17 protein-coding genes are annotated in these 19,887 nt (G+C 75.6%); 11 read left to right on the top strand and 6 right to left on the bottom strand.

Annotation, left to right across the window (positions count from 1 at the left end):
• Window positions 1-20: 20 nt before the first annotated feature.
• Window positions 21-476 (bottom strand): hypothetical protein, encoded by a 456-nt coding sequence (locus LG324_RS18015; RefSeq protein WP_404350169.1) that lies wholly within the window; start codon window positions 474-476, stop codon window positions 21-23.
• A 104-nt stretch (window positions 477-580) separates the two neighbouring features.
• Between LG324_RS18015 and LG324_RS18010 the strand changes: the two genes are divergently transcribed.
• From LG324_RS18010 to htpX, 9 genes are read left to right on the top strand one after another with little or no spacing between them, the layout of a single operon-like run.
• Window positions 581-1,102, top strand: coding sequence for an NADH-quinone oxidoreductase subunit C (locus LG324_RS18010; protein WP_030526742.1), 522 nt, complete (start codon window positions 581-583; stop codon window positions 1,100-1,102).
• On the top strand, window positions 1,099-2,055 hold the full coding sequence (locus tag LG324_RS18005; RefSeq protein ID WP_030526743.1) for a complex I subunit 1 family protein: 957 nt from the start codon (window positions 1,099-1,101) through the stop codon (window positions 2,053-2,055). Before LG324_RS18010 ends, LG324_RS18005 begins: the two co-directional genes overlap by 4 nt.
• Window positions 2,049-2,678, top strand: coding sequence for an NADH-quinone oxidoreductase subunit I (locus LG324_RS18000; RefSeq protein WP_157577315.1), 630 nt, complete (start codon window positions 2,049-2,051; stop codon window positions 2,676-2,678). The genes LG324_RS18005 and LG324_RS18000 overlap by 7 nt, the downstream gene beginning before the upstream one ends.
• Window positions 2,675-3,193 carry an NADH-quinone oxidoreductase subunit J gene (locus LG324_RS17995; RefSeq protein ID WP_404350166.1) on the top strand — a complete coding sequence of 173 codons (519 nt, stop codon included), beginning with the start codon at window positions 2,675-2,677 and terminating at the stop codon, window positions 3,191-3,193. The genes LG324_RS18000 and LG324_RS17995 overlap by 4 nt, the downstream gene beginning before the upstream one ends.
• Entirely contained in the window at window positions 3,190-3,504 is a 315-nt protein-coding gene (gene nuoK / locus LG324_RS17990) for an NADH-quinone oxidoreductase subunit NuoK (protein WP_207022517.1), read from the top strand. Before LG324_RS17995 ends, nuoK begins: the two co-directional genes overlap by 4 nt.
• Window positions 3,501-5,378 carry an NADH-quinone oxidoreductase subunit L gene (locus LG324_RS17985; RefSeq protein WP_404350164.1) on the top strand — a complete coding sequence of 626 codons (1,878 nt, stop codon included), beginning with the start codon at window positions 3,501-3,503 and terminating at the stop codon, window positions 5,376-5,378. Before nuoK ends, LG324_RS17985 begins: the two co-directional genes overlap by 4 nt.
• Entirely contained in the window at window positions 5,369-6,850 is a 1,482-nt protein-coding gene (locus LG324_RS17980; RefSeq protein WP_404350162.1) for a NuoM family protein, read from the top strand. Before LG324_RS17985 ends, LG324_RS17980 begins: the two co-directional genes overlap by 10 nt.
• The gene (locus LG324_RS17975) at window positions 6,847-8,307 is read left to right on the top strand and encodes a proton-conducting transporter membrane subunit (RefSeq protein WP_404350160.1); all 1,461 of its coding nucleotides are present in this window, start codon (window positions 6,847-6,849) and stop codon (window positions 8,305-8,307) included. Before LG324_RS17980 ends, LG324_RS17975 begins: the two co-directional genes overlap by 4 nt.
• Before the next feature lie 47 nt (window positions 8,308-8,354).
• Window positions 8,355-9,242 carry a zinc metalloprotease HtpX gene (htpX, locus tag LG324_RS17970; RefSeq protein WP_030526750.1) on the top strand — a complete coding sequence of 296 codons (888 nt, stop codon included), beginning with the start codon at window positions 8,355-8,357 and terminating at the stop codon, window positions 9,240-9,242.
• A gap of 12 nt (window positions 9,243-9,254) precedes the next feature.
• On the opposite strand, the gene LG324_RS17965 is transcribed toward htpX, so the two are convergent.
• From LG324_RS17965 to LG324_RS17955, 3 genes are read right to left on the bottom strand one after another with little or no spacing between them, the layout of a single operon-like run.
• Entirely contained in the window at window positions 9,255-9,851 is a 597-nt protein-coding gene (locus LG324_RS17965; RefSeq protein WP_404350157.1) for a GNAT family N-acetyltransferase, read from the bottom strand.
• 58 nt (window positions 9,852-9,909) lie between these two features.
• Window positions 9,910-10,698: a glucosamine-6-phosphate deaminase gene (locus tag LG324_RS17960; RefSeq protein WP_404350155.1), complete on the bottom strand. Its 789-nt coding sequence runs from the start codon at window positions 10,696-10,698 to the stop codon at window positions 9,910-9,912.
• A 10-nt stretch (window positions 10,699-10,708) separates the two neighbouring features.
• Entirely contained in the window at window positions 10,709-12,130 is a 1,422-nt protein-coding gene (locus tag LG324_RS17955; RefSeq protein WP_404350153.1) for a glycoside hydrolase family 3 protein, read from the bottom strand.
• Window positions 12,131-12,187: 57 nt separating this feature from the next.
• On the opposite strand from LG324_RS17955, the gene pepN reads away from it, so the two are divergent.
• Window positions 12,188-14,671: an aminopeptidase N gene (gene pepN, locus LG324_RS17950; RefSeq protein ID WP_404350151.1), complete on the top strand. Its 2,484-nt coding sequence runs from the start codon at window positions 12,188-12,190 to the stop codon at window positions 14,669-14,671.
• A 138-nt stretch (window positions 14,672-14,809) separates the two neighbouring features.
• Entirely contained in the window at window positions 14,810-16,336 is a 1,527-nt protein-coding gene (locus LG324_RS17945) for a S8 family peptidase (protein ID WP_404350149.1), read from the top strand.
• Window positions 16,337-16,397: 61 nt separating this feature from the next.
• On the opposite strand, the gene LG324_RS17940 is transcribed toward LG324_RS17945, so the two are convergent.
• Both LG324_RS17940 and LG324_RS17935 read right to left on the bottom strand, forming a co-directional pair.
• Window positions 16,398-18,422 carry a VWA domain-containing protein gene (locus tag LG324_RS17940; RefSeq protein WP_404350147.1) on the bottom strand — a complete coding sequence of 675 codons (2,025 nt, stop codon included), beginning with the start codon at window positions 18,420-18,422 and terminating at the stop codon, window positions 16,398-16,400.
• Window positions 18,415-19,803, bottom strand: coding sequence for a magnesium chelatase (locus LG324_RS17935; RefSeq protein WP_030526757.1), 1,389 nt, complete (start codon window positions 19,801-19,803; stop codon window positions 18,415-18,417). Before LG324_RS17935 ends, LG324_RS17940 begins: the two co-directional genes overlap by 8 nt.
• Window positions 19,804-19,887: the final 84 nt, after the last annotated feature.

The raw sequence follows: 19,887 nt of genomic DNA, 5'->3' as shown, positions 1-19,887 counted from the left end.
CTCGACCGCGGTGGATGGGGTCAGCGGCGGCGGCGCAGGCGGGCGAGGACGCCGCGGCGGGGCGGGTCGGTCAGCGGGGTCGGGCGCTCCGGGGAGAGGTCGACGGCGCCGACGCTCGGGGCGTAGCCGAGGTGCCGCTGCGGGCGCGGGCGGGCCGCGGGGGAGAGCGGTGCGGCCGAGACCTCCGAGGGGCGGGTGCCGCGCGGCCGGTCGGGCGCCGGGGCCGTCGGGGCCGGCGCAGTGGCCGGCGCCGCCGGGGGCGCCGGAGCGGGCAGGTCGGCCGGGGGCACCGCCCACGGCACGATGCGCACGTCGAGGGAGGCGCCGGTGCGCCGGGCCGCGGCGCGCGGGGGCTCGGGCGCGTCCCGGACGACCCGCGGCGCGGGCGCGTCGTGCTCGGCGCGCGTCGCCTCGACGACCGCCCGGAGCCGGGACCGGGGGATCGTGGTCTCGTCGACCTCGTCCAGCCCGTCCACGCCGTCCATCGTAGGGAGGACGACGGGCCGCCCGCCGGGGTTCGGCGCAGGTCGCCGACCCGGCGGCGGACCCTCCGGCGGCCGCGCTCGCTAGGCTGCCCGACGTGGCGGACGAGGTGCGTGAGGTCGAGCCCGGCGGGTGGCGGTCCGCCGTCGCCGCAGCCCGGGACGAGGGCCACACCTTCTTCGACTGGCTGAGCGCCGTCGACCGCCTCCACGACGAGGCAGCCCCGGGGTTCGACGTCCTCTGCCACCTCCTCGACGTCTCGACCCCCGGCGCGCTGCGCGGGGTGCTGCTGCGCACCCGTGTCGCAGACGGCGAGCCGGTCCAGTCGCTCACCCCGGTGTTCGCCGGCGCCGCGTGGCACGAGCGCGAGACGCACGAGATGTTCGGCATCGACGTCGAGGGCTTCGACGACGGCACGGACCTCGGCCTGCGCCCCCTCCTCCTGCCCGACGGCTTCGAGGGCACGCCGCTGCGCAAGTCCTTCCAGCTCGCCGCCCGCGCGAGCCGGCCCTGGCCCGGCGGCAAGGAGCCGGGCGAGGGTCACGACAGCGCGCGCTCGCCGAGCCGCCGCCGCGTCCAGGCCCCGGGCGTCCCGCCGCCGGAGTGGGGTCCGCGATGACCCTCCTCGAGGCCACGCTGCGCGCGGTCGCGGCGCTCGCGGCCTTCCTCGTCCTGCCGCTGCTCGTCGGGCAGGCCGAGCACAAGGTGATGGCGCACATGCAGGGCCGGCTCGGCCCGATGTACGCCGGCGGCTTCCACGGCTGGGCGCAGCTCGTCGCCGACGGCGTGAAGTTCGTCCAGAAGGAGGACATCACGCCGCGGGCGGCCGACCGCTGGGTCTTCCGGCTCGCCCCGGCCGTCGCGCTCGTGCCCTATCTCGTCGCGCTCGCGCTCGTCCCGGTGCACCCGGGCGTCGCCGCGGTCGACGTCCCGGGCTCGCTCGTCCTCGTCCTCGCCGCGACCTCGGTCGGCGCCCTCGGCACGTTGATGGCGGGATGGTCGAGCGCCAACAAGTACTCGCTCATCGGCGGCCTGCGCGCCGCCGCCCAGCTCGTCTCGTACGAGCTGCCCATCGTCCTCGCCCTCGCGTCGGTGGCCCTGGCCGGCGGGTCGCTCTCGCTGGCCGTCCTCACCGAGCGCTGGAGCCCGCTCTGGCTGCTCTGGCAGCTGCCCGGCGCCGTCGTCTTCCTCGTCGCCGCCGTCGCCGAGCTGCAGCGCCCGCCCTTCGACATGCCGGTCGCCGACGCCGAGCTCGTCATGGGCGCGTGGACCGAGTACACCGGCCTGCGCTTCGCCTTCTTCCTCCTGTCCGAGTACGCGGGCATCGTCGTCATGTCGCTGCTCTTCGCGACGCTGTGGCTGGGCGGGTGGCACGGCCCGCTCCCCGACGCGCTCGGCTGGCTCTGGACACTGCTCAAGGGGTTCGTCGTGGCGCTGCTCGTCATCTGGGTACGGGTCGCGTGGCCGCGCCTGCGCGAGGACCAGCTGCAGCGGCTGGCCTGGCTGTGGCTCGTGCCGCTGGCCCTCGGGCAGCTGCTGCTCACCGGCGTGGGGGTGGTGCTCGGATGGTGACCGCCGACGACCGCGGACGGACCGGTGGGCTGCCGGGCGTCCTCAAGGGGCTCGCGACGACCGCCCGGACGGCGTTGCGTCCCACCCACACCGCGGAGTACCCCGACGTCGCGCCGAGCCTGCCGCCGCGCAGCCGCGGGGTCATCGCGCTGCTCGAGGAGAACTGCACCTCGTGCATGCTCTGCGCCCGCGAGTGCCCGGACTGGTGCATCTTCATCGACTCGCACAAGGAGACGATCCCGGCCCCGACGCCGGGCGGGCGCGAGCGCCAGCGCAACGTCCTCGACCGGTTCGCCATCGACTTCTCGCTGTGCATGTACTGCGGCATCTGCGTCGAGGTCTGCCCCTTCGACGCGCTGCACTGGAGCCCGCAGTTCGAGTACGCCGAGACCGACATCCGCGACCTGCTCCACGAGAAGGAGCGGCTCGGAGCGTGGATGCCCACCGTCCCGCCGCCGCCGGCGCTCGACGAGCGCTCGGCCGAGCCGGCCGAGGTCGCCGCCGCCAACCGGCCCGCCCGCGGCACCGGCCTCGTCGGCGGGGGAGCGGCCCGCCCGCCGAGGACCGTCCGCCCGAAGGTCGTCCGCGAGCAGCCCTCCACCCCACCGCAGGACGACCCGTGACCGCGCTCGACACCGCGTTCACCGCGAGCGGGGTGCTCGCCGTGCTCGGCGGTCTCTTCGCCGTCACGACGCGCCACGTCGTCCACGCCGCGCTGTGGCTCGTCGTCGCGCTCCTCGGGGTCGCGGGGTCGCTGCTCGTGCTCGGCGCCGAGCTCGTCGCGCTCGTGCTGGTCCTCGTCTACGTCGGCGCGGTCGTCGTCCTCGTCCTCTTCGCCCTGATGCTCACCCGTGCCCCCATCGGCCCCGACGTCGCCCATGCGGCCGGCCGGTGGCGGGCGACCGGCGCCGGGCTGCTCGGCCTCGCGACCGCGGGGCTGCTCGCCACCGCGCTCGTGCCGCTCGCCGACGGCACGGTCGAGCGCGCCGACGTGACGACGACCCAGGTCGCCGGGCAGCTGTTCGGCACGTGGGTGTGGCCCTTCGAGCTGCTCTCGCTGCTGCTGCTCGCCGCGCTCGTCGGGGCGCTCGCGGTCGCGAAGGGCGACCGCGCCGTCGACGGGGCCACGGCGCCGTGATCCACCTGGTCGGCCCGTACCTCCTGGCCGCCGCGCTCGTCGGGCTCGGTGTCGCCGGGATCGCGGTGCGCCGCAACGCCGTCCTCCTCCTGGTCGGCGTCGAGCTCGTCCTCTCCGGAGGGCTCGTCCTCCTCGTCGCGACGCAGGCCGCGGGCGCCGACCGCTGGGCCGCGGGCAGCGTCCTGCCGCTCTTCACCATCACCATCGCCGCCGCCGAGGTGGTCGTCGCCCTGGCCGTCGTGCTCGCGGTCTTCCGGCAGCGCGGCAGCATCGACCTCGACCGGCGCAGCGAGCCGGAGGACGCCCCGTGACCCCCTGGCTCCTCGTCCTCCCGACGGTGCTCGCCGCCGGGCTCGGCGTCGCCGTCCGCCGCGACGACCGCTGGGCCGGCGCGCTCGCCGTCACCGGCACCGGCGTGACCCTCCTGCTCGCCCTCGTCGCGTGGATCTCGCAGTCCGGCACCGTCGTCGGCCACCTGCCCTCGCTCCCGCTCGGCGACCTCCAGGTGCCGCTCACCCTCGCGACCGACCCCGTGCGCCTCGCCGTCGCGGCCGTCGTCGCGCTCGTCGCGACCGCGGTGCAGGCGTACTCGACGTGGTACCTCGCCGCCGACGACCGCTACGGCCAGTTCGCCGCCACCGTCAGCCTCTTCACCGCGGCGATGCTCCTCGTCGTCGTCTCGTCCGACCTCGTCCTCACCGTCGTCGGCTGGGAGGTCATGGGCTGGTGCTCCTACCTCCTCATCGGCCACTGGTCGCGCCGCCCGGCCGCCCGCCGCGCCGCGCTCAAGGCGTTCCTCGTGACGCGGGTGGCCGACATCGGCTTCGTGCTCGGCCTCGTCGGTCTCGCCGCCGGGGCCCGCTCCACCGACCTCGGCGCCGTGGTCCGCGCCTGGGACCGGCCCACGGCCTGCATCGACGCGGCCGTCGCGAGCGGCTCGAGCCTCGGCGACGCCCTCGGGGCCTGCGGCGCCCCGGACGCCACGCTGCGAGCGGTCCTGCTCGTCCTCGTCGTCATCGGCGTCCTCGGCAAGTCGGCGCAGGTCCCCTTCCAGGACTGGCTCGCCGACGCGATGGAGGGCCCGACCCCGGCGAGCGCCCTCATCCACGCCGCGACGATGGTCGCCGCCGGCACGGTCGTCCTCGCCGGGCTCTTCCCGCTCCTCGCCGACAGCCCGAGCGCTCGGTGGGTGCTCGGGCTGGCCGCCTCCGTGACGATGCTGCTCGCCGCCGTCCTCGCCTTCGCGCAGAGCGACCTCAAGCGGATGCTCGCGTGGTCGACGGTCAGCCAGGTCGCCATCATGCTGGGGGCCGTCGCCGCGGCGCCCGACGGGGCCGGGCCGGACGCCGGTCTGCTGCACCTGTGGTCGCACGCACTCTTCAAGTCGCTGCTCTTCCTCGCCGTCGGCTGGGCCGCGGTCGCCGCCGGGGGCACGGCCGCGACCGCACTGCGCGGCAGCGCCGCCGCCGCGCCGGTGCTGCGCGCCGCGTTCCTCGTCGGCTTCCTGTCCCTGGCCGGGGTGCCGCTCGTCGTCGGCGGCGTCTCCAAGGAGCACGTCCTCGCGACCGCCTGGGACGGCGCCGTCGCGGACGACGGCCCGGGCATCGTGGTGCTCGTCGTCCTCGTCCTCACCTCCGCCGTCACCGCCGCGTACTCGACCCGCGGCTACCTCGTGCTCACCGCGCACGTGCGCCAGCGACCCACCGCTGGTGGGGTGACGCCCGCCGCGTCGGCCGTGCTGTGGGTGCTCACGGTGCTCGTCGTCTTCGGCGGGCTCGTCCTGCTCACCGGCACGTTCGCCGTCGGCGAGGTCTCGCTGCTGTGGCTGCTGCTCACCGTCCTCGTCGTCGGGCTCGGCGTCGCCGTCGCCCTGCGCGGCGGCTTCGACCGCGACCCCGCCGAGGTCCTCGCCCGCCGGCTCACCCCCCACGCCGACCGCGGCCTCGGGGTCGACGCCGTCTACCGCCGCCTCGTCGCGCGCCCCGTCGTCCGCCTCGCCCGGGTCGTCGCCTTCCTCGACACCGAGGTCGTCGACGCCTACGTGCGCGGCACGGCCGTCGCCACGCGGGCCGCCGGCTGGACCGGGGTGCGCCTGCACCGTGGCGAGCGGCCGAGCGCCGGCGTCGGGCTGGTCCTGGCGGCGGTCGTCGTCCTCGGCCTCGTGGGGGTCCTCGCGTGGTCGTGAGCCTGCTCCTCGCGCTCCCCGCCGCGGTCGGCCTCTGGCTGGTCAGCGGCGGGCGTGCGCTGCCCGTGCGACCGGCGCGGCTGCTCGCGGCGTCGACCGCCGGCCTCACGCTCGCCCTCGCCGTCCTCGTCGCCGTCACCCGCCCGGGGGTCGACCGCGCCTGGCTGCCCGAGCTCGGGGTCCGGTGGTCCTTCGGCGTCGACGGCATCTCGGTGCCGCTCGTGCTGCTCACCGCCCTCATGGGCGTCGTCGTCACCGCGCACGCCTGGGTCGAGGTGCCGCGAGGCGGCACCCCGGCGACCTTCCTCGGCTGCCTGCTGCTCGTCGAGGCCGGGGCGCTCGCGACGTTCACCGCCCGCGACGCCGTCCTCTTCCTCGTCGCCTTCGAGGTCGTCCTCGTCCCGATGTGGGTGCTCATCGGCCGCTACGGCGACGCCCGCGACCCGCGCGCCCGCACCGAGGCCGCGCAGCGCTTCGTCCTCTACACCGCGGTGGGGTCGACGACGATGCTCGTCGGCATCCTCCTGCTCGTCGTCTCGGCCGGGACCGCGGACCTGCGCGAGCTCGCCGGCGGGGCCGGTGCGGCGCTCGCGCCGGGTACCCAGCTGGCCGTCGCCGCCCTGCTCGTCGCCGGGCTGGCCGTCAAGGTCCCGGTCTTCCCTCTGCACACGTGGCTGCCGCCGGCGCACACCACGGCCCCGACCGCGGGGTCGGTCCTGCTCGCGGCCGTGCTGCTCAAGATGGGCACCTACGGCCTGGTCCGGCTGCCCGTCGCCACCGTTCCCGACGGGTTCGGCCGGCTCGCGCCGGTGCTCGCCGTCGCGGGGGCGGTCGGCATCGTCTGGGGCGGGCTCGTCTGCCTCGTCGAGCGCGACCTCAAGCGGCTCGTCGCGTACTCGTCGGTCGCGCACATGGGCTTCGTCGTCCTCGCGCTGGCCAGCGGGTCGCAGACCGGGCTGCAGGCCGCGCTCTACGCCAACATCGCGCACGGCGTCGTCTCGGCGCTGCTCTTCGTGCTCGTCGGCGGCCTCAAGCACCGGTGGGGGAGCGTCGACCTCACGGTCCGCCGGCCCGCCCTGCGCGAGACCTCGCCCCGGCTCGGGTTCGTCCTCCTCCTCGGTCTCGCCGGGAGCCTCGGCCTGCCGGGCCTCGCGGGCTTCTGGGGTGAGCTCCTCGCGATCTACGCGGCCTGGCGGCCGGCTGATGACCGCCCCGGTGCCGTCCTCCTCTCGTGCGCCGTCGTCGCCGCGGTCGGCGCTGCGCTCGCGGCGGCCTACGCCCTGCGCGTCGCCGGCCTCGTGTGGTCCGGCGACCGACCCGACCCCGAGTCGCCCGCCACCCCCGACACCGTCGGCGTCGAGCGCTGGGTGCTGGGCGGCCTCTCCGCGCTCGTCGTCCTCCTCGGGGTCGCCCCGATGCTCCTGCTGTCGGTGACGCACGACGCCGTCGCCGCGCTGGGGGGTGCGCGATGACCTCGCTCGTGTCCGTCGACGCTGTCGTCCTCGCCCCGGCCCTGGCTCCCGTCCTCGGGGTCGTCCTCGTCCTCGTCGGCGACGCCGTGCGACCCGGGCGCTCGCGGTGGGCGCTGCCGCTGGCGGGGGTCGTTCTGGTCGCCGGTGCGCTGGTCGCGCTGCGCGGAAGCCTCGGCTCCGAGCTCGAGCCGCTGCGCACCCTCTGCCTCCCGGCGCCCGACGGTGCCTGCCTCTGGACGGCCGGCCCGCGCACCTCGACGCTCCAGGCCGCGGTCCTCCTCGCCTCGGCGGCCGCCCTCGCCCTGCTGCACGACGGCCGGGCCGGCCGGCGCGACACCGCCGTCACCGCCACCCTGCTCCTGGCGTCCGCGACCGGCGGGGTCGCCGTCGCCGCCGCCCGCGACCTCGGGTCGTGGCTCGTCGCGCTCGAGCTCGCCACCGTCCCCGTCGTCGCGCTCGTCGCGCTGCGCGGCACCCGGTCCGCCGCGCACGGCGCGCTGAGCCTGCTCGTCACGTCCCTCGCGTCGTTCGCGCTCCTCGTCCTCGGGGCGGCCCTCTGGCTCACCGCGACCGCCGACGCGACGTTCTCGTCCGAGGCGGTCGCCGCCGCGTGGGCCGACCCCGACCGCCGGCGCGTCCTCGTCCTCGCCGTGACCCTGCTCGTCGCCGGGCTCGGCTTCAAGCTCTCTCTCGTGCCGTTCCACGCGTGGACCCCCCAGGCCTACGCCGCCGCCGACCTCGGCACCACCCTGTTCCTCGCCGCCGCCTCCAAGGTCTCGGCCGTGGCGGCGCTCCTCGTCGTCGTGTCCGCCCTCGTCGGGGCGGCGCCGGGGCCGGCCGTCGCCGTCCTGCTCGGCCTGCCCGCCGTCGCGTCGCTCCTGCTCGGCACCGTCGTCGCCCTGCGCCAGGACGACCCGGTCCGCCTGCTCGCGTGGTCGACGATCGCGCAGGCCGGATGGGTCGTCGTGCCGCTGACGGCGGTCTCGGCGGCCGGCCTGCGGGCCGCGGCCGCCTACGTCGTCACCTACGCCGCGGCGACGACCGTGGCCCTCGCCGTCGTCGCCCGCACCGGCGCCCGGACGCTGGCCGGCACCCGCGGGTTGCTGCGCCGCGACCCGCTCGCCGGCGGCGCCCTCGGCCTGGCCCTGCTCGTCCTCGCCGGGCTGCCGCCGGGCGTCATCGGGCTCGTCGTCAAGGTCCTCGCGCTGTCGGCGCCGGTCGCGGCAGGGGTCTGGCCGGTGGCTGCGGCGGGCGTCGTCGCCGTCGTCCTCGGGCTCGCGGTGTACCTGCGATGGGTCGCCGTCCTCCTGGCCCGTCCGGAGCCCGCCGACGGCCCGGGCGAGGAGGCCGGCGACACCGCGCACGGCCGCTCGACGCGCGTGGTCGTCGTCGCCGGCACCGTGGTCCTCGTGCTGGTCAGCGCCCTGCCGCAGCTCCTCGTCGGCGGTCTGTCCTGACGTCGACGGCCCGGAACTGAAACGCGGGCCGCGGGCGTTCACCCCACATGCACAACCACTTCAACGGCCTCAAGACCGCCGGGCTGCTCGGCGGGCTCTGGGCCATCCTGCTCGTCATCGGGTTCGCCGTCGCGCAGGGCACGGGGAGCAGCATCTTCATCCTCGTCTTCGCCCTCATCGGCCTCGGGACCACGGCGTACGGCTACTGGAACTCCGACAAGCTCGCCATCAAGGCCATGCGTGCCTACCCGGTCACCGAGGCACAGGCCCCCGCGATGTACCGGATCGTCCGCGAGCTCTCCACCCGCGCCGGCAAGCCGATGCCGCGCCTGTACATCTCGCCGACGCAGGCCCCCAACGCCTTCGCGACCGGTCGCAACCCCGAGAACGCCGCCGTCTGCTGCACCGAGGGCATCCTCGGCCTGCTCGACGAGCGCGAGCTGCGCGGCGTGCTCGGGCACGAGCTCATGCACGTCTACAACCGCGACATCCTCACCGGCTCGGTCGCGGCCGCCATCGCCGGGGTCATCTCCTCGATCGGCCAGTTCCTCACCTTCAGCGCGCTGTTCGGTGGCAGCAACGACGAGGACCGCAACCCCATCGCCGGCCTCGCGCTCGCGCTGCTCGCCCCCATCGCCGCCGTCTTCGTGCAGATGGCGATCTCGCGCACCCGTGAGTACGACGCCGACGAGGACGGCGCCGCCCTGACCGGCGACCCGCTCGCCCTCGCGAGCGCCCTGCGCAAGCTCGAGCTCGGCGTCGCCCGCGCCCCGCTCGCGCCGACCTCGCAGCTGGTCAACGCGAGCCACATGATGATCGCGAACCCGTTCCGCGCCCAGGACGTCAGCCGGATGATGTCGACCCACCCGCCGATGGCCGAGCGCATCGCCCGCCTCGAGCAGATGGCCTACGGCCACCGCATCGACCCGCGCTGACCCCGTCGCTGCTCAGGCCGGCGGGACGACGAGGCGCATCACCGTGTTGCGCTGCCCCTTCGGCCGCTCGAGCTCGAAGCCGACGCGCTCGAACATCGAGCGCGTCGTGGCGTAGAGGAACGAGGAGCTGACCTTCTTCGTCGCGCCGGTCAGGTCGTGCGGGTAGCCCTCGAGCACACCGCCGCCGGCCTGCGCGACGAGGTCGACGACGCCCCGCAGCGCGACCTCGGCGACGCCCTGCCGGCGGTAGCGGCGGTCGACGAAGAAGCACGTGACCCGGTAGTCGGGCGGGCTGACGAGCCCCTTCTCGTACTCCTTGCGGTGGTGGATGTTCGGCAGCTCGGCCGGCGGGCCGTACTGGGCCCAGGCGACCGCCTCGTCACCGTCGAGCACCACGGCGGCGTGCGCGCGGTCCTCGGCGACCAGCCGCGCCTTGAGCGCGTGGTTGTCGTCGGCGTCCCTGGTCTTCTCGGCGGCCATCGTGTGGAACCACGTGCACCAGCAGCCGCCGAACACGCCACCGTGGCGGGCCACGAGCGCCTCCCACGCCGGCCAGGTGTCGGGGCCGAGCGGGCGGACCGTGAGGCGTGAGGTGTCGACGTCGACCATGGGCGCCACGGTAGCCGCGAGACCGGACGGAACGCGTCCGGTTGCCCTCGGGAGCGCGTCAGGTGCCGGGCAGGCCGGCCGCGGAGTCGTCGTAGTACTGGCGGTTGCGCAGCCCGGCGGCGGCCGCCTCGTCGAGGCAGACGACGGTGTCGGGGTGCCACTGGAGGACCGACGCCGGCACGGACGCGGTGAGCGGCCCCTCGAGCGCCGCCGCCACCGCCTCGGCCTTGGCGTCCCCGGTCGCGACGAGCACGAGGCGCCGCGCGGCGAGGATGGTGCCGAGGCCCTGGGTCAGGCAGTGGGTCGGCACGTCGTCGAGGCCGGTGAAGAAGCGGGCGTTGTCGCGGCGGGTGCGGGCCGAGAGGCGCTTGACGCGGGTGCGCGACGCGAGCGCGGAGCCCGGCTCGTTGAACCCGAGGTGCCCGTTGGCGCCGATGCCGAGGACCTGGACGTCGACCCCGCCGAGCTCGGCGATGCGCGCCTCGTACGCGGCGGCCGCGGCCTCGAGCGCGTCGGCGTCGGTGGCCGATCCGTCGGGCACCTCGAGCCGCTCGGGCGCCAGCCCGATGACCCCGCACACCTCGCGCAGCAGCACCTGGCGGTAGCCCTCCGGGTGTCCCGGCGGCAGCCCCACGTACTCGTCGAGCGCGACGCCGTAGGTGGTCGAGAAGTCCGCGCGCCCCTCGGCGACGGCGCGGCCCAGCTCGCGGTAGAGGCCGAGCGGCGAGGAGCCGGTCGCGAGGCCGAGGACCGACGCGTGGCCACCGGGGCGCCGCAGCCCGGCGAGCACCACCTCGGCGGCGCGGGACGCGGTGTCGTCGGGTCCGGGGCTGACGAGGATCTCCATCACGGCCAGCCTAGGGGCTGACGGTCGGGACGCGCGGGGCCGGCGCCCCGAGGGTCGTGAGCAGCGCCCGCGCGAGCACCGGCGAGGCGCCCCAGGTCACGACGTCGACGGCCGCGCGCGGCCACCGGCACTCGACGAGGACGACCCGGTGCCCCCGCGCCCGGAGCCGGTCGGCGACGGCGCGCGCGGGATGCTCGGCGTCGACCGAGCGGCCCACGACGGCCACCCGCGCACCGGCCGGCACCTCGTCCTCGGCGACGGCCGCACCGAGCGCGGCCGGGCCCCACGCGACCGCGCCGACCGCGAGGTTGCTCCCGCTCGCCAGCTGGACGACGGCGAGCGGGGCGGGGTCGGCCGCGAAGGCGCGTGCGTCGGCGGAGAGGGTGAGGGCGGGCGCGACCGCCTCGACGGGCGGCAGCTCCGGCGGTGACGCGGGGGGAGCCGGGCTCGCCCACCGGTCGGCGAGCGCACGCACACGGGTGGCCGCCTCGGCGAGCCGCGCGGCGGGCAGCCGGCCGTCCGCGACCGCCGTGGTCACCGCGTCGCGCACCGCGTCGAAGAGCTCCGGGCCGGTGGCCGACCCGAGGCAGAGCAGGTCGACGCCGGCGGCGAGCGCACGCACCGCGGCCTCCGGGATGCCGGTCCCGGCGCTGGCCCCCGCCATGTCGAGGGCGTCGCTGACGACCACGCCGTCGAAGCCGAGCTCGTCGCGCAGCACGCGCAGGACGGTGGGCGAGAACGTCGCCGGACGGTCCGCGTCGAGGGCCGGCACGACGATGTGCGACGTCATGACGCACGCGACGCCGGCCGCGACCGCCGCCCGGAACGGGACGAGCTCGCGCTCACGGAGCACCTCCGGCGACGCGTCGACGCGCGGCAGGTCGTGGTGCGAGTCGGCCACGGCGTCGCCGTGGCCGGGGAAGTGCTTGGCGCAGGCGGCGATCCCCGTGCCCTGCAGCCCCTCCACCCAGGCGGCCGTGTGGCGGCCCACCGCCACGGGGTCGTTACCGAAGGAGCGCACGCCGATGACGGGGTTGCGCGGCGAGGAGTTGACGTCGACGACGGGGGCGAGGTCCAGCCCGATGCCGAGGGCGGCGAGCTCGGCGCCGATGCCGGCCGCCGCGCGGCGGGTGAGGGCGGGGTCGTCGAGCCGTCCGAGCACCGCGTTGCCGACGGACGTCGAGCCACCGGGGTAGTGCAGACGGGTGACGTCCCCGCCCTCCTCGTCGGCGGCGACGAGGACACCCGGCAGGTCGCGGTGCAGCGCTGCGCACACCTCGGCGACGCCGCCGGCCGGCCCGACGTTGTCGCCGTAGAGGCAGACCGACGCGAGCCCCTCAACGTGGGCCGAGCGCACCCACGGCGGGACGTCGGTGCCGACGAACCCCGGCTGGAGGACGGCGGTGACGTCCCGCGGGTCGACGGTGGCCATCCCCGGATGCTAGCCACCGGGCTGGGCGGCGCCGTCCGCGTCTGGTTGGGTGGGCCCATGCCGTCCCTGACCCGCGACGAGGCCGTCGCCCGCGCCGCCCTGATCACCGTCGACGCCGTCGAGGTCGACCTCGACCTGGACCGCGGCGCCGAGGTCTTCGGCTCCCGCACCGTCCTGCGCTTCACGAGCGCCGACGCCGGCGGCTCGACCTTCGTCGACCTGCGCCCGGTCGAGCTGCACGGCGTGACGCTCAACGGCCGCGCCCTCGACCCCGCCGCGCTCGACGACGGCCGCCTCCCGCTCGACGGCCTGGCCGCCGAGAACGTCCTCGAGGTCGAGGCGACGATGGCCTACGGTCACGACGGCCAGGGGCTGCACCGCTCCACCGACCCCGCCGACGACGAGGACTACGTCTACGGCCACCTCTTCCTCGACGCCGCGCCGCGCGTCTTCGCGTGCTTCGACCAGCCGGACCTCAAGGTCCCCTACACCGTGCACGTCACGACCCCGCAGCACTGGAGCGTCGTGGGCAACGGTGCGGCGCAGCAGGTCTCGGCCGGCCGCTGGGAGCTCGCGACGACGCAGCCGCTCGCCACGTACTTCGTCACCGTGTGCGCCGGCCCGTGGGAGTCGGTCACCGCCGAGCACGACGGCATCCCGCTCGGGCTGCACGCCCGTCGCTCGCTCGCCGGGCCGCTGCGCGAGCAGGCGGAGCAGATGTTCGCGACGACGCGCGCCTGCTTCGACCACTACCACCGGATGTTCGGCATCCGGTACCCCTTCGGCGAGTACCACCAGGTCTTCGTCCCGGAGTTCAACGCCGGCGCGATGGAGAACCCGGGCTGCGTGACGTTCCGCGACACCTACGTCTTCCGCGGCGCCGCGACCCCGGACCAGGTCCTCGAGCGCGACAACACGATCGCCCACGAGATGGCGCACATGTGGTTCGGCGACCTCGTGACGATGCGGTGGTGGGACGACCTGTGGCTCAACGAGTCCTTCGCCGAGTACATGGCCTACCGCGCGTCGACCGAGGCGCTCGGGGCCGACGAGGCGTGGGTCGAGTTCGCCGTCGTCCGCAAGCTCTGGGGCTACGCGGCCGAGCGCTCGCCGAGCACGCACCCCGTCGCGGGCTCGCCTGCGCCGGACGCGCTCTCGGCGCTGCAGAACTTCGACGGCATCTCGTACGCCAAGGGCGCGTCGGTGCTGCGCCAGCTCATCGCGCACATCGGCGACGACGCGTTCGTCGCGGGGGTCTCGGACTACCTGCACGGTCACGCCTTCGGCAACGGCGAGCTCGCGGAGTTCCTCGACGCGATGGCCCGCGCCGCCGGCCGCGACCTCGACGGCTGGGCGCAGGCCTGGCTGCGCACCTCCGGTGCCGACCGGCTCGCCCTGCGCCGCGACGGCACCCTGACCCGGCGCGCCCCGGCGGACCGTCCGGCCGACCGGCCGCACACCCTCGACGTCGCGGCCTTCGACGGCGACCGCGAGGTCCTGCGCGCCGAGGTCGTCCTCGACGGCGACACAGCCGGCGTCGGCGGCGTGCGCGAGCTGCCGGCGCACGCCCTCGTCGTCCCCAACGCCGCGGACCTCACCTGGGCCGAGGTCGCCCTCGACGAGGAGACGCTCGACGGCCTGCTCGGCGGGTTCTCCGACGTCCCCGACCCGCTCGCGCGCGCGGTCGTCTGGACCTCCCTCCTCGGGGGGATGGCCCGCGCCGAGGTCGACCCCCGGCTCGTCGTCGACCTCGTCGAGAGCGCCTGGCCGCGCGAGGACGACGCCTCGGTGCTCACCCGCGTCCCGCTCGCCGCGACATCGTCGGTCATCCCGCTCTTCCTGCGCCCCGAGGAGCAGGCCGAGGCGCTCGAACGGGTCGCGCTCGCCGCCGACGTCCTCGCAGACCGGGCCACCGCCACCGAGGGGCCGCCGGGGGACGCCCTGGCCCTGGTCGCCGCTCGCGTGTGGGGCCGCACCGGCTCCGACGTCGAGCGGCTGCAGCGGTGGGCCGCCGGCGAGGGACTGCTGCCCGCGCTGACCGACGACGACGACTTCCGCTGGATCGTCCTGCGCCGCCTCGCGGCCCTCGGTGCCCTCGACGACGCCGCCTTGGCCCGGGCGGAGGAGGGGGACCGCTCCCTCGCCGGCCGGCTGGCCGCGCTCGGCGTGCGGGCCGCGCGCCCGACCGCCGAGGCCAAGGAGTGGGCGTGGTCGCGGCTGGCCGACGACCCGGACCTGTCGAACTACGCCGCCCTCGAGCTCGCCCGCGGCTTCTGGGTCGGCGCCGACACCGAGCTCGTCCGGCCGTACGTCGACCGCGTCGGCGACCTCCTCGCGCGGATGGGTGAGCGGATGGGCGAGGACGCGCTGTCGCGGGTCGCGACCGCCCTGCACCCCAAGTGGGTCGTCGAGGACGCGACCCGGCGGGCCTCCGCCGCGCTGCTGACCCGGCGCGACATCTCGCCCGGCGTCACCCGCGCGCTGCTCGACGAGGACCACGTGCTGCGCGAGGCGCTGGCGTCCCACCGCCGCTTCGCCTGACGCCCCGGCTCGCGAGAAGGGGTTGTGGCACAGCCGAGAACCCGCGTGGTTGCGCTCTCAGGATGCGAGGTCGCGCCGGCCGGGTGATGATCGCCGGGCACCACCCGAGCCCGCAGGCATCTCTCAGGAGGACACCCCGTGCCCCGTCACACCCACACCCGTCGACTCGCCGCCGCGGCCTCCGCGGTCGCGATCGGCGGCGCCCTGCTCGCCGGCTCCGCCGCGGCCGCGCCGACCGCGCCGACCGCCGAGCCCCCGTCGACCCCGGTACCGATCGTCACCCCCGACGGCGAGGTCTTCAGCTACGTCCTCAACGCCAAGCACGCCAACCCAGGACAGGTCAACGTCGTCAGCAAGGCGGTCCAGCGCTCCGGCGGCGTCGTCGTCCAGGCCTGGCCGCAGATCGGCGTCGTCGTCGCCCACTCCGACCGGGCCGCGTTCCGCGCCGATGTCGCGAAGGCCGCGGGCAACGCGCTCGAGTCGGTCGGCGCCACGCGCACCGCGCCGGTCTCGGAGGGCACGCCGTCCGACCTCGCGACGACGTGGCGCAAGGGCGCCTCCGCGTACAAGAAGGGCGCGAAGAAGCCGGCGAACGGCGACATCGAGGCCGGCACGACGCCGGCCGCGACGACGGACCCGCGCGAGTCCGAGCAGTGGGACATGCAGATGATCAAGGCCGATCAGGCCCACCGGATCACCGACGGCTCGCGCAACGTGCTCGTCGGCGTGCTCGACAGCGGGATCGACGCCGACCACCCCGACCTCGTCGCCAACCTCGACGTGCGGAACTCGGTGAACTGCACCGACTCCGGCCGCCCGAGCAGCACGGGCTGGGAGCCGACGACGAGCGACCACGGCACCCACGTCGCCGGCACGATCGGCGCCGCGCGCAACGGCGTCGGCATCGTCGGCGTCGCGCCGAACGTGCGGATGGCCTCGGTCAAGGTCGTCAACGACGACGGGTTCATCTACCCCGAGTACGCCGTCTGCGGCTTCGTCGAGGCGGGCCTGAAGAAGATGGACGTCACGAACAACAGCTACTACGTCGACCCGTTCGAGTTCTGGTGCGGCGACCAGGCCGACCAGGCCGCCGCCAAGGAGGCCGTGCGTCGCGCCGTCACCTGGTCGACGAAGCAGGGTGTCGTCCACGCGGCCGCCGCCGGAAACTCCGGCAAGGACCTCGCCGACAAGACGCTCCTCACCGACACCGGTAGCCCGAACGACACGACGTCGGTCACCCGGACGCTCAACAATGGGTGCCACGACATCCCGACCGAGCTCGACGGCGTCGTCACCGTGTCGTCCGCGCAGCGCTTCCCGGCCGGCACGCTGGACTTCCGCCTCTCGAGCTTCTCGAACCGCGGGCTCGGCGTCATCGACGTCACCGCCCCCGGCTCGTCGATCCTCTCGACCGTCGTGCGGGACAACGGCTACGGCCTCAAGAGCGGGACCTCGATGGCCTCGCCGCACGTGGCCGGCGTCCTCGCCCTCATGAAGTCGGTGCACCCGACCTGGACCCCGGCGCAGATGATCGAGAAGCTGCGCAGCCAGGCCGACGACGCGGCGTGCTCGGCGGCCACCGCCGGCGTCCCCTGTGTCGGTCCGGCGAGCGACAACAGCTACTTCGGCGAGGGCATGGTCGACGCCCTCGACGCGGTGAGCTGACGCCGTACCACCACCACCAGCACCAGTGGTGGTGCTGGTGGTGGTGGGGGGCGGTCGGGGGTCAGCCGGCCCAGAAGCCGCGGCCCCCGAAGAGGTCGCGGTAGGACCCGAACGCCGCCTGCCCGGGCGCACGCCCGTCGAGGTAGGACCCGACGACCGCGGCCCCGAGGTCGCCGAGCTCGGGGGCGACGACCCGCCCGTGCGCGCGCCGGGCCATCGAGTCGACGAAGCGCGCGAGGCCCGGGTCCTCCCCGAGGCGGAAGAACGTCACCTGCGCCCCGAGCCGCGCCGAGGCGTCGAGCTCGCGGACGGCCAGGGCCAGGGTGCGGGGGTGCGGCGGGTAGTCGAAGAACACGCCCCCGCCGGGCTCGAGGTGCGAGGTCGGCTCGCCGTCGGTCACGACGAGCAGCACCGGCTGCGCGTCGGGGTGCTGGCGGAAGTGCCGGTTCGCGAGCAGCAGCGCGTGGTGGAGGTTCGTGCCCTTGTCCCACTCGGCGTCGAGGCCGGTCAGGGTCTCGATGTCCATCGTGCGCGCGTGACGGGCGAACGCGACGAGCTGGAGGTCGTCGCCGCGGAAGCGGGTCGAGACGAGCTGGTGCAGCGCGAGCGCGGTGCGCTTCATCGGCACCCAGCGGCCGTCCATCGCCATCGAGAACGAGGTGTCGACGAGCAGCGCCACCGCGGCCCGGGTGCGCGCCTCGGTCTCGGTCACCTCGACGTCGCGGATGTCCAGGCGCATCCCCTGCGCGGGGTCGCCGCCCTCGCCGACTGTGCGGGTGATGGCGTTGGTCATCGTGCGCGTCGTGTCCCACGGCTCGGTGTCGCCGAACTCCCACGGGCGAGTCCCGCCGCTCTGCTCGCCCGCCGCCCCGGCCTGACGGGTGTCGCGCTGGCCGCCCCGGCTCGACAACCGGCCGGCGACGTCGCGCAGGAGGGACTTGCCGAGCTCGCGCATCGCCCTGGGCGAGAGGCGGAGCGAGCCGTCGGACGAGCGGGTCAGCATCCCGCTGTCGCGCAGCGCCTTCTCGAGGTCGGCGAGCGCGCGGGCGTTGACGGCGGCGTCCTGCCCGAGGTGGCGCGCGAGGGCGTCGAGGTCGACGTCGTCCATCCGCGAGCCGGGGCCGGCCTGCGAGAGCTGCTCGGAGAGCGCGTCGAGCTGCGCGAGGTCCTGGAGGACACCGGTGCCGTCGCCGAGCCCGAGCCCCTGCTCGCCGTCGAACCGCTCGGAGCCGCCCCAGTCCTCGCCGGGGCGCAGGCCCTGCAGCAGGCCGTCGAGGCGCGAGAGCTGGTCCATGAGTCCCGGTGAGCCGAAGGCCTGCTGGGACAGCTGCATGAGCTCGGCGCGCTGCTCCGGCGACATCGAGGCCATCATCCGCTGGGCGGCCGCGGCCCGGGCGGCGAGGGCGTCGACGAGCTCCTCGACGGACTCGGGCTTCTCGGGGAAGAAGTCCCCGTGCTTGTCCATGAAGTCCCGGAACTGCTGCTCGGTGTCGTCGCCCCGCGCGTGCGCCTCGAGCAGGTCGCCGAGGTCGCGGACCATCTCCTCGACGGCGGCGCGGTCCTCGTCGGTCGCGTTCTCGAGGGCCTGCTTCATCCCGGCGAAGCGCTGGTCCAGCAGCTCGCGGCCGAGCAGGTCCTTAATCTGCTCGTACTTCTCGCGACCCTCGGACGAGCGCCACGCGTAGTCCGACAGCTCGCTCACCGCGGCCGCCGGTGTGGGGGAGAGGTTCTCGATGCGCATCTCGGCGAAGCGCGCGTCGTCGTCGAGGTCGCGGGCCAGCTGCTTGCGTTCCGCGAGGACCGCCTCGTCGAGCAGCCGACGCACCTCCTCGAGCGTTCCGTCGAGGTTGTGCCGCCGGAGCAGCTCCCGTCGGCGCTCGGCCACGCGGCGGGCGAGCTCGTCGAGGCCGGGGTGGTCACGCGTGCCCTGGCGCAGCAGCTCGCGCATCGCCCGCTCGGGGGAGTAGCCGGCCATGACGTCCTCGCCGATGGCGTCGAGCGCCTCGCGCAGGTCGACCGGCGGGGCCAGCGGGTCGCCGCCCCCGTAGCGCGTGAAGCGTGAGCGCCGCGCGCCCCGGTCAGCCATAGACGGTCTCCGACCCGTCGCTGTCCTTGCCGATGCGGCGGGCCAGGTACAGGCCCTCGAGCGCGAGCTCCATCGCGCTGGCCCGCTCGCCCTCGGTCGTCGCACCCAGCCGCTCGGCGACCTGGTCGTAGACGTCGGACTCGCCGAGCACCGGCAGCGCGTCGAGGAAGGCCCGTGCGGTGACCTGCTCGCCGGTCGCGACCATCGCGCCGTCCTCGATGGCCTCGACGAGCAGGGCGAGGTCGATGCCCCCGAGCCGGCGACGTGCGGTCTCGGCGGTCGCGGTGCGCAGCAGGTGCCCGAGCACCTCGCGCTCGCGCCCCTCCTCGCCGGTCTCGAGCTCGACCTTGCCGCGCAGGACCTCGAGCGCGGCCTCGAGGTCGACGACCCGGGCCACGGCCTCGGTCTCGCCCTGGGAGGTCGCCCGGTGCAGGGCCGCGGCGGCCACGGTCTCGGCCGCGGCGATGGCGAAGCGCGCCGAGACGCCCGAGCGCTGGTCGACCGAGCTCGACCCGCGCAGGCCGCGGGTGAAGCGCGCGACGATCTCGACGAGGAAGTCCGGGACCTCGGCGACGAGGCTCGCCTCCTGCCGGATCACGGCGACCTCGTCGTCGACCTCCTGCGGGTAGTGGGTGCGGATCTCGGCACCGAAGCGGTCCTTGAGCGGCGTGATGATCCGACCGCGGTTGGTGTAGTCCTCGGGGTTCGCGCTCGCGACGACGAGCACGTCGAGCGGCAGCCGCAGGACGTACCCGCGGATCTGGATGTCGCGCTCCTCCATGACGTTGAGCATCGCGACCTGGATGCGCTCGGCGAGGTCGGGCAGCTCGTTGATGGCGACGACGCCGCGGTGGCTGCGCGGAATGAGGCCGAAGTGGATCGTCTCGGGGTCGCCGAGCCGGCGGCCCTCGGCGACGCGCATCGGGTCGACGTCGCCGATGAGGTCGGCGACGCTCGTGTCCGGCGTCGCGAGCTTCTCGGCGTAGCGCTCGTCGCGGTGGCGCCACGCCACCGGCAGCGCGTCCCCGAGCTCCTCGGCCCGGCGGCGCGACTCGACGGTGATCGGCTCGTACGGGTGCTCGCCGAGCTCGGAGCCCTCGATGACCGGCGTCCACTCGTCGAGCAGCCCGACGATGCTGCGCAGCAGGCGGGTCTTGCCCTGCCCGCGCTCGCCGAGGAGGACGACGTCGTGGCCGGCGAGCAGCGCGCGCTCCAGCCGGGGGATGACGGTGGTCCCGAAGCCGTGCATCCCCGGCCACGGGTCGCGGCCCTCGCGGAGGGCGGCGAGGAGGTTCTCGCGGATCTCGGCGTGCACGCCGCGGGCCTCGTGGCCCGACGCGCGCAGCTCGCCGACGGTGCTGACGGCCGGTGGGGCGCTCATCACCTCACGCTACGTCAGCATCGCCGACGACGGGAGCCCGGAGGCGCGGGTGCCTGCACGATCCCGCAACCCGGCACGACAGGG

Source organism: Phycicoccus jejuensis (assembly GCF_044797865.1).
GTDB lineage: Bacteria > Actinomycetota > Actinomycetes > Actinomycetales > Dermatophilaceae > Phycicoccus > Phycicoccus jejuensis.
The sequence above is the reverse complement of the archived record's forward strand: the minus strand, read 5'-3'. Positions and strand labels throughout refer to the sequence as shown.

What these genes read in the sequence shown, in the direction of transcription:
- pepN (WP_404350151.1), top strand. Translation starts at nt 12,188, where the DNA reads ATGCCGTCCCTGACCCGCGACGAGGCCGTCGCCCGCGCCGCCCTGATC.
- LG324_RS17935 (WP_030526757.1), bottom strand. Translation starts at nt 19,803, where the DNA reads ATGAGCGCCCCACCGGCCGTCAGCACCGTCGGCGAGCTGCGCGCGTCG.
- LG324_RS17965 (WP_404350157.1), bottom strand. Translation starts at nt 9,851, where the DNA reads ATGGTCGACGTCGACACCTCACGCCTCACGGTCCGCCCGCTCGGCCCC.
- LG324_RS17940 (WP_404350147.1), bottom strand. Translation starts at nt 18,422, where the DNA reads ATGGCTGACCGGGGCGCGCGGCGCTCACGCTTCACGCGCTACGGGGGC.
- LG324_RS18000 (WP_157577315.1), top strand. Translation starts at nt 2,049, where the DNA reads ATGGTGACCGCCGACGACCGCGGACGGACCGGTGGGCTGCCGGGCGTC.
- LG324_RS17975 (WP_404350160.1), top strand. Translation starts at nt 6,847, where the DNA reads ATGACCTCGCTCGTGTCCGTCGACGCTGTCGTCCTCGCCCCGGCCCTG.
- LG324_RS17960 (WP_404350155.1), bottom strand. Translation starts at nt 10,698, where the DNA reads ATGGAGATCCTCGTCAGCCCCGGACCCGACGACACCGCGTCCCGCGCC.
- LG324_RS17955 (WP_404350153.1), bottom strand. Translation starts at nt 12,130, where the DNA reads ATGGCCACCGTCGACCCGCGGGACGTCACCGCCGTCCTCCAGCCGGGG.
- LG324_RS18005 (WP_030526743.1), top strand. Translation starts at nt 1,099, where the DNA reads ATGACCCTCCTCGAGGCCACGCTGCGCGCGGTCGCGGCGCTCGCGGCC.
- htpX (WP_030526750.1), top strand. Translation starts at nt 8,355, where the DNA reads ATGCACAACCACTTCAACGGCCTCAAGACCGCCGGGCTGCTCGGCGGG.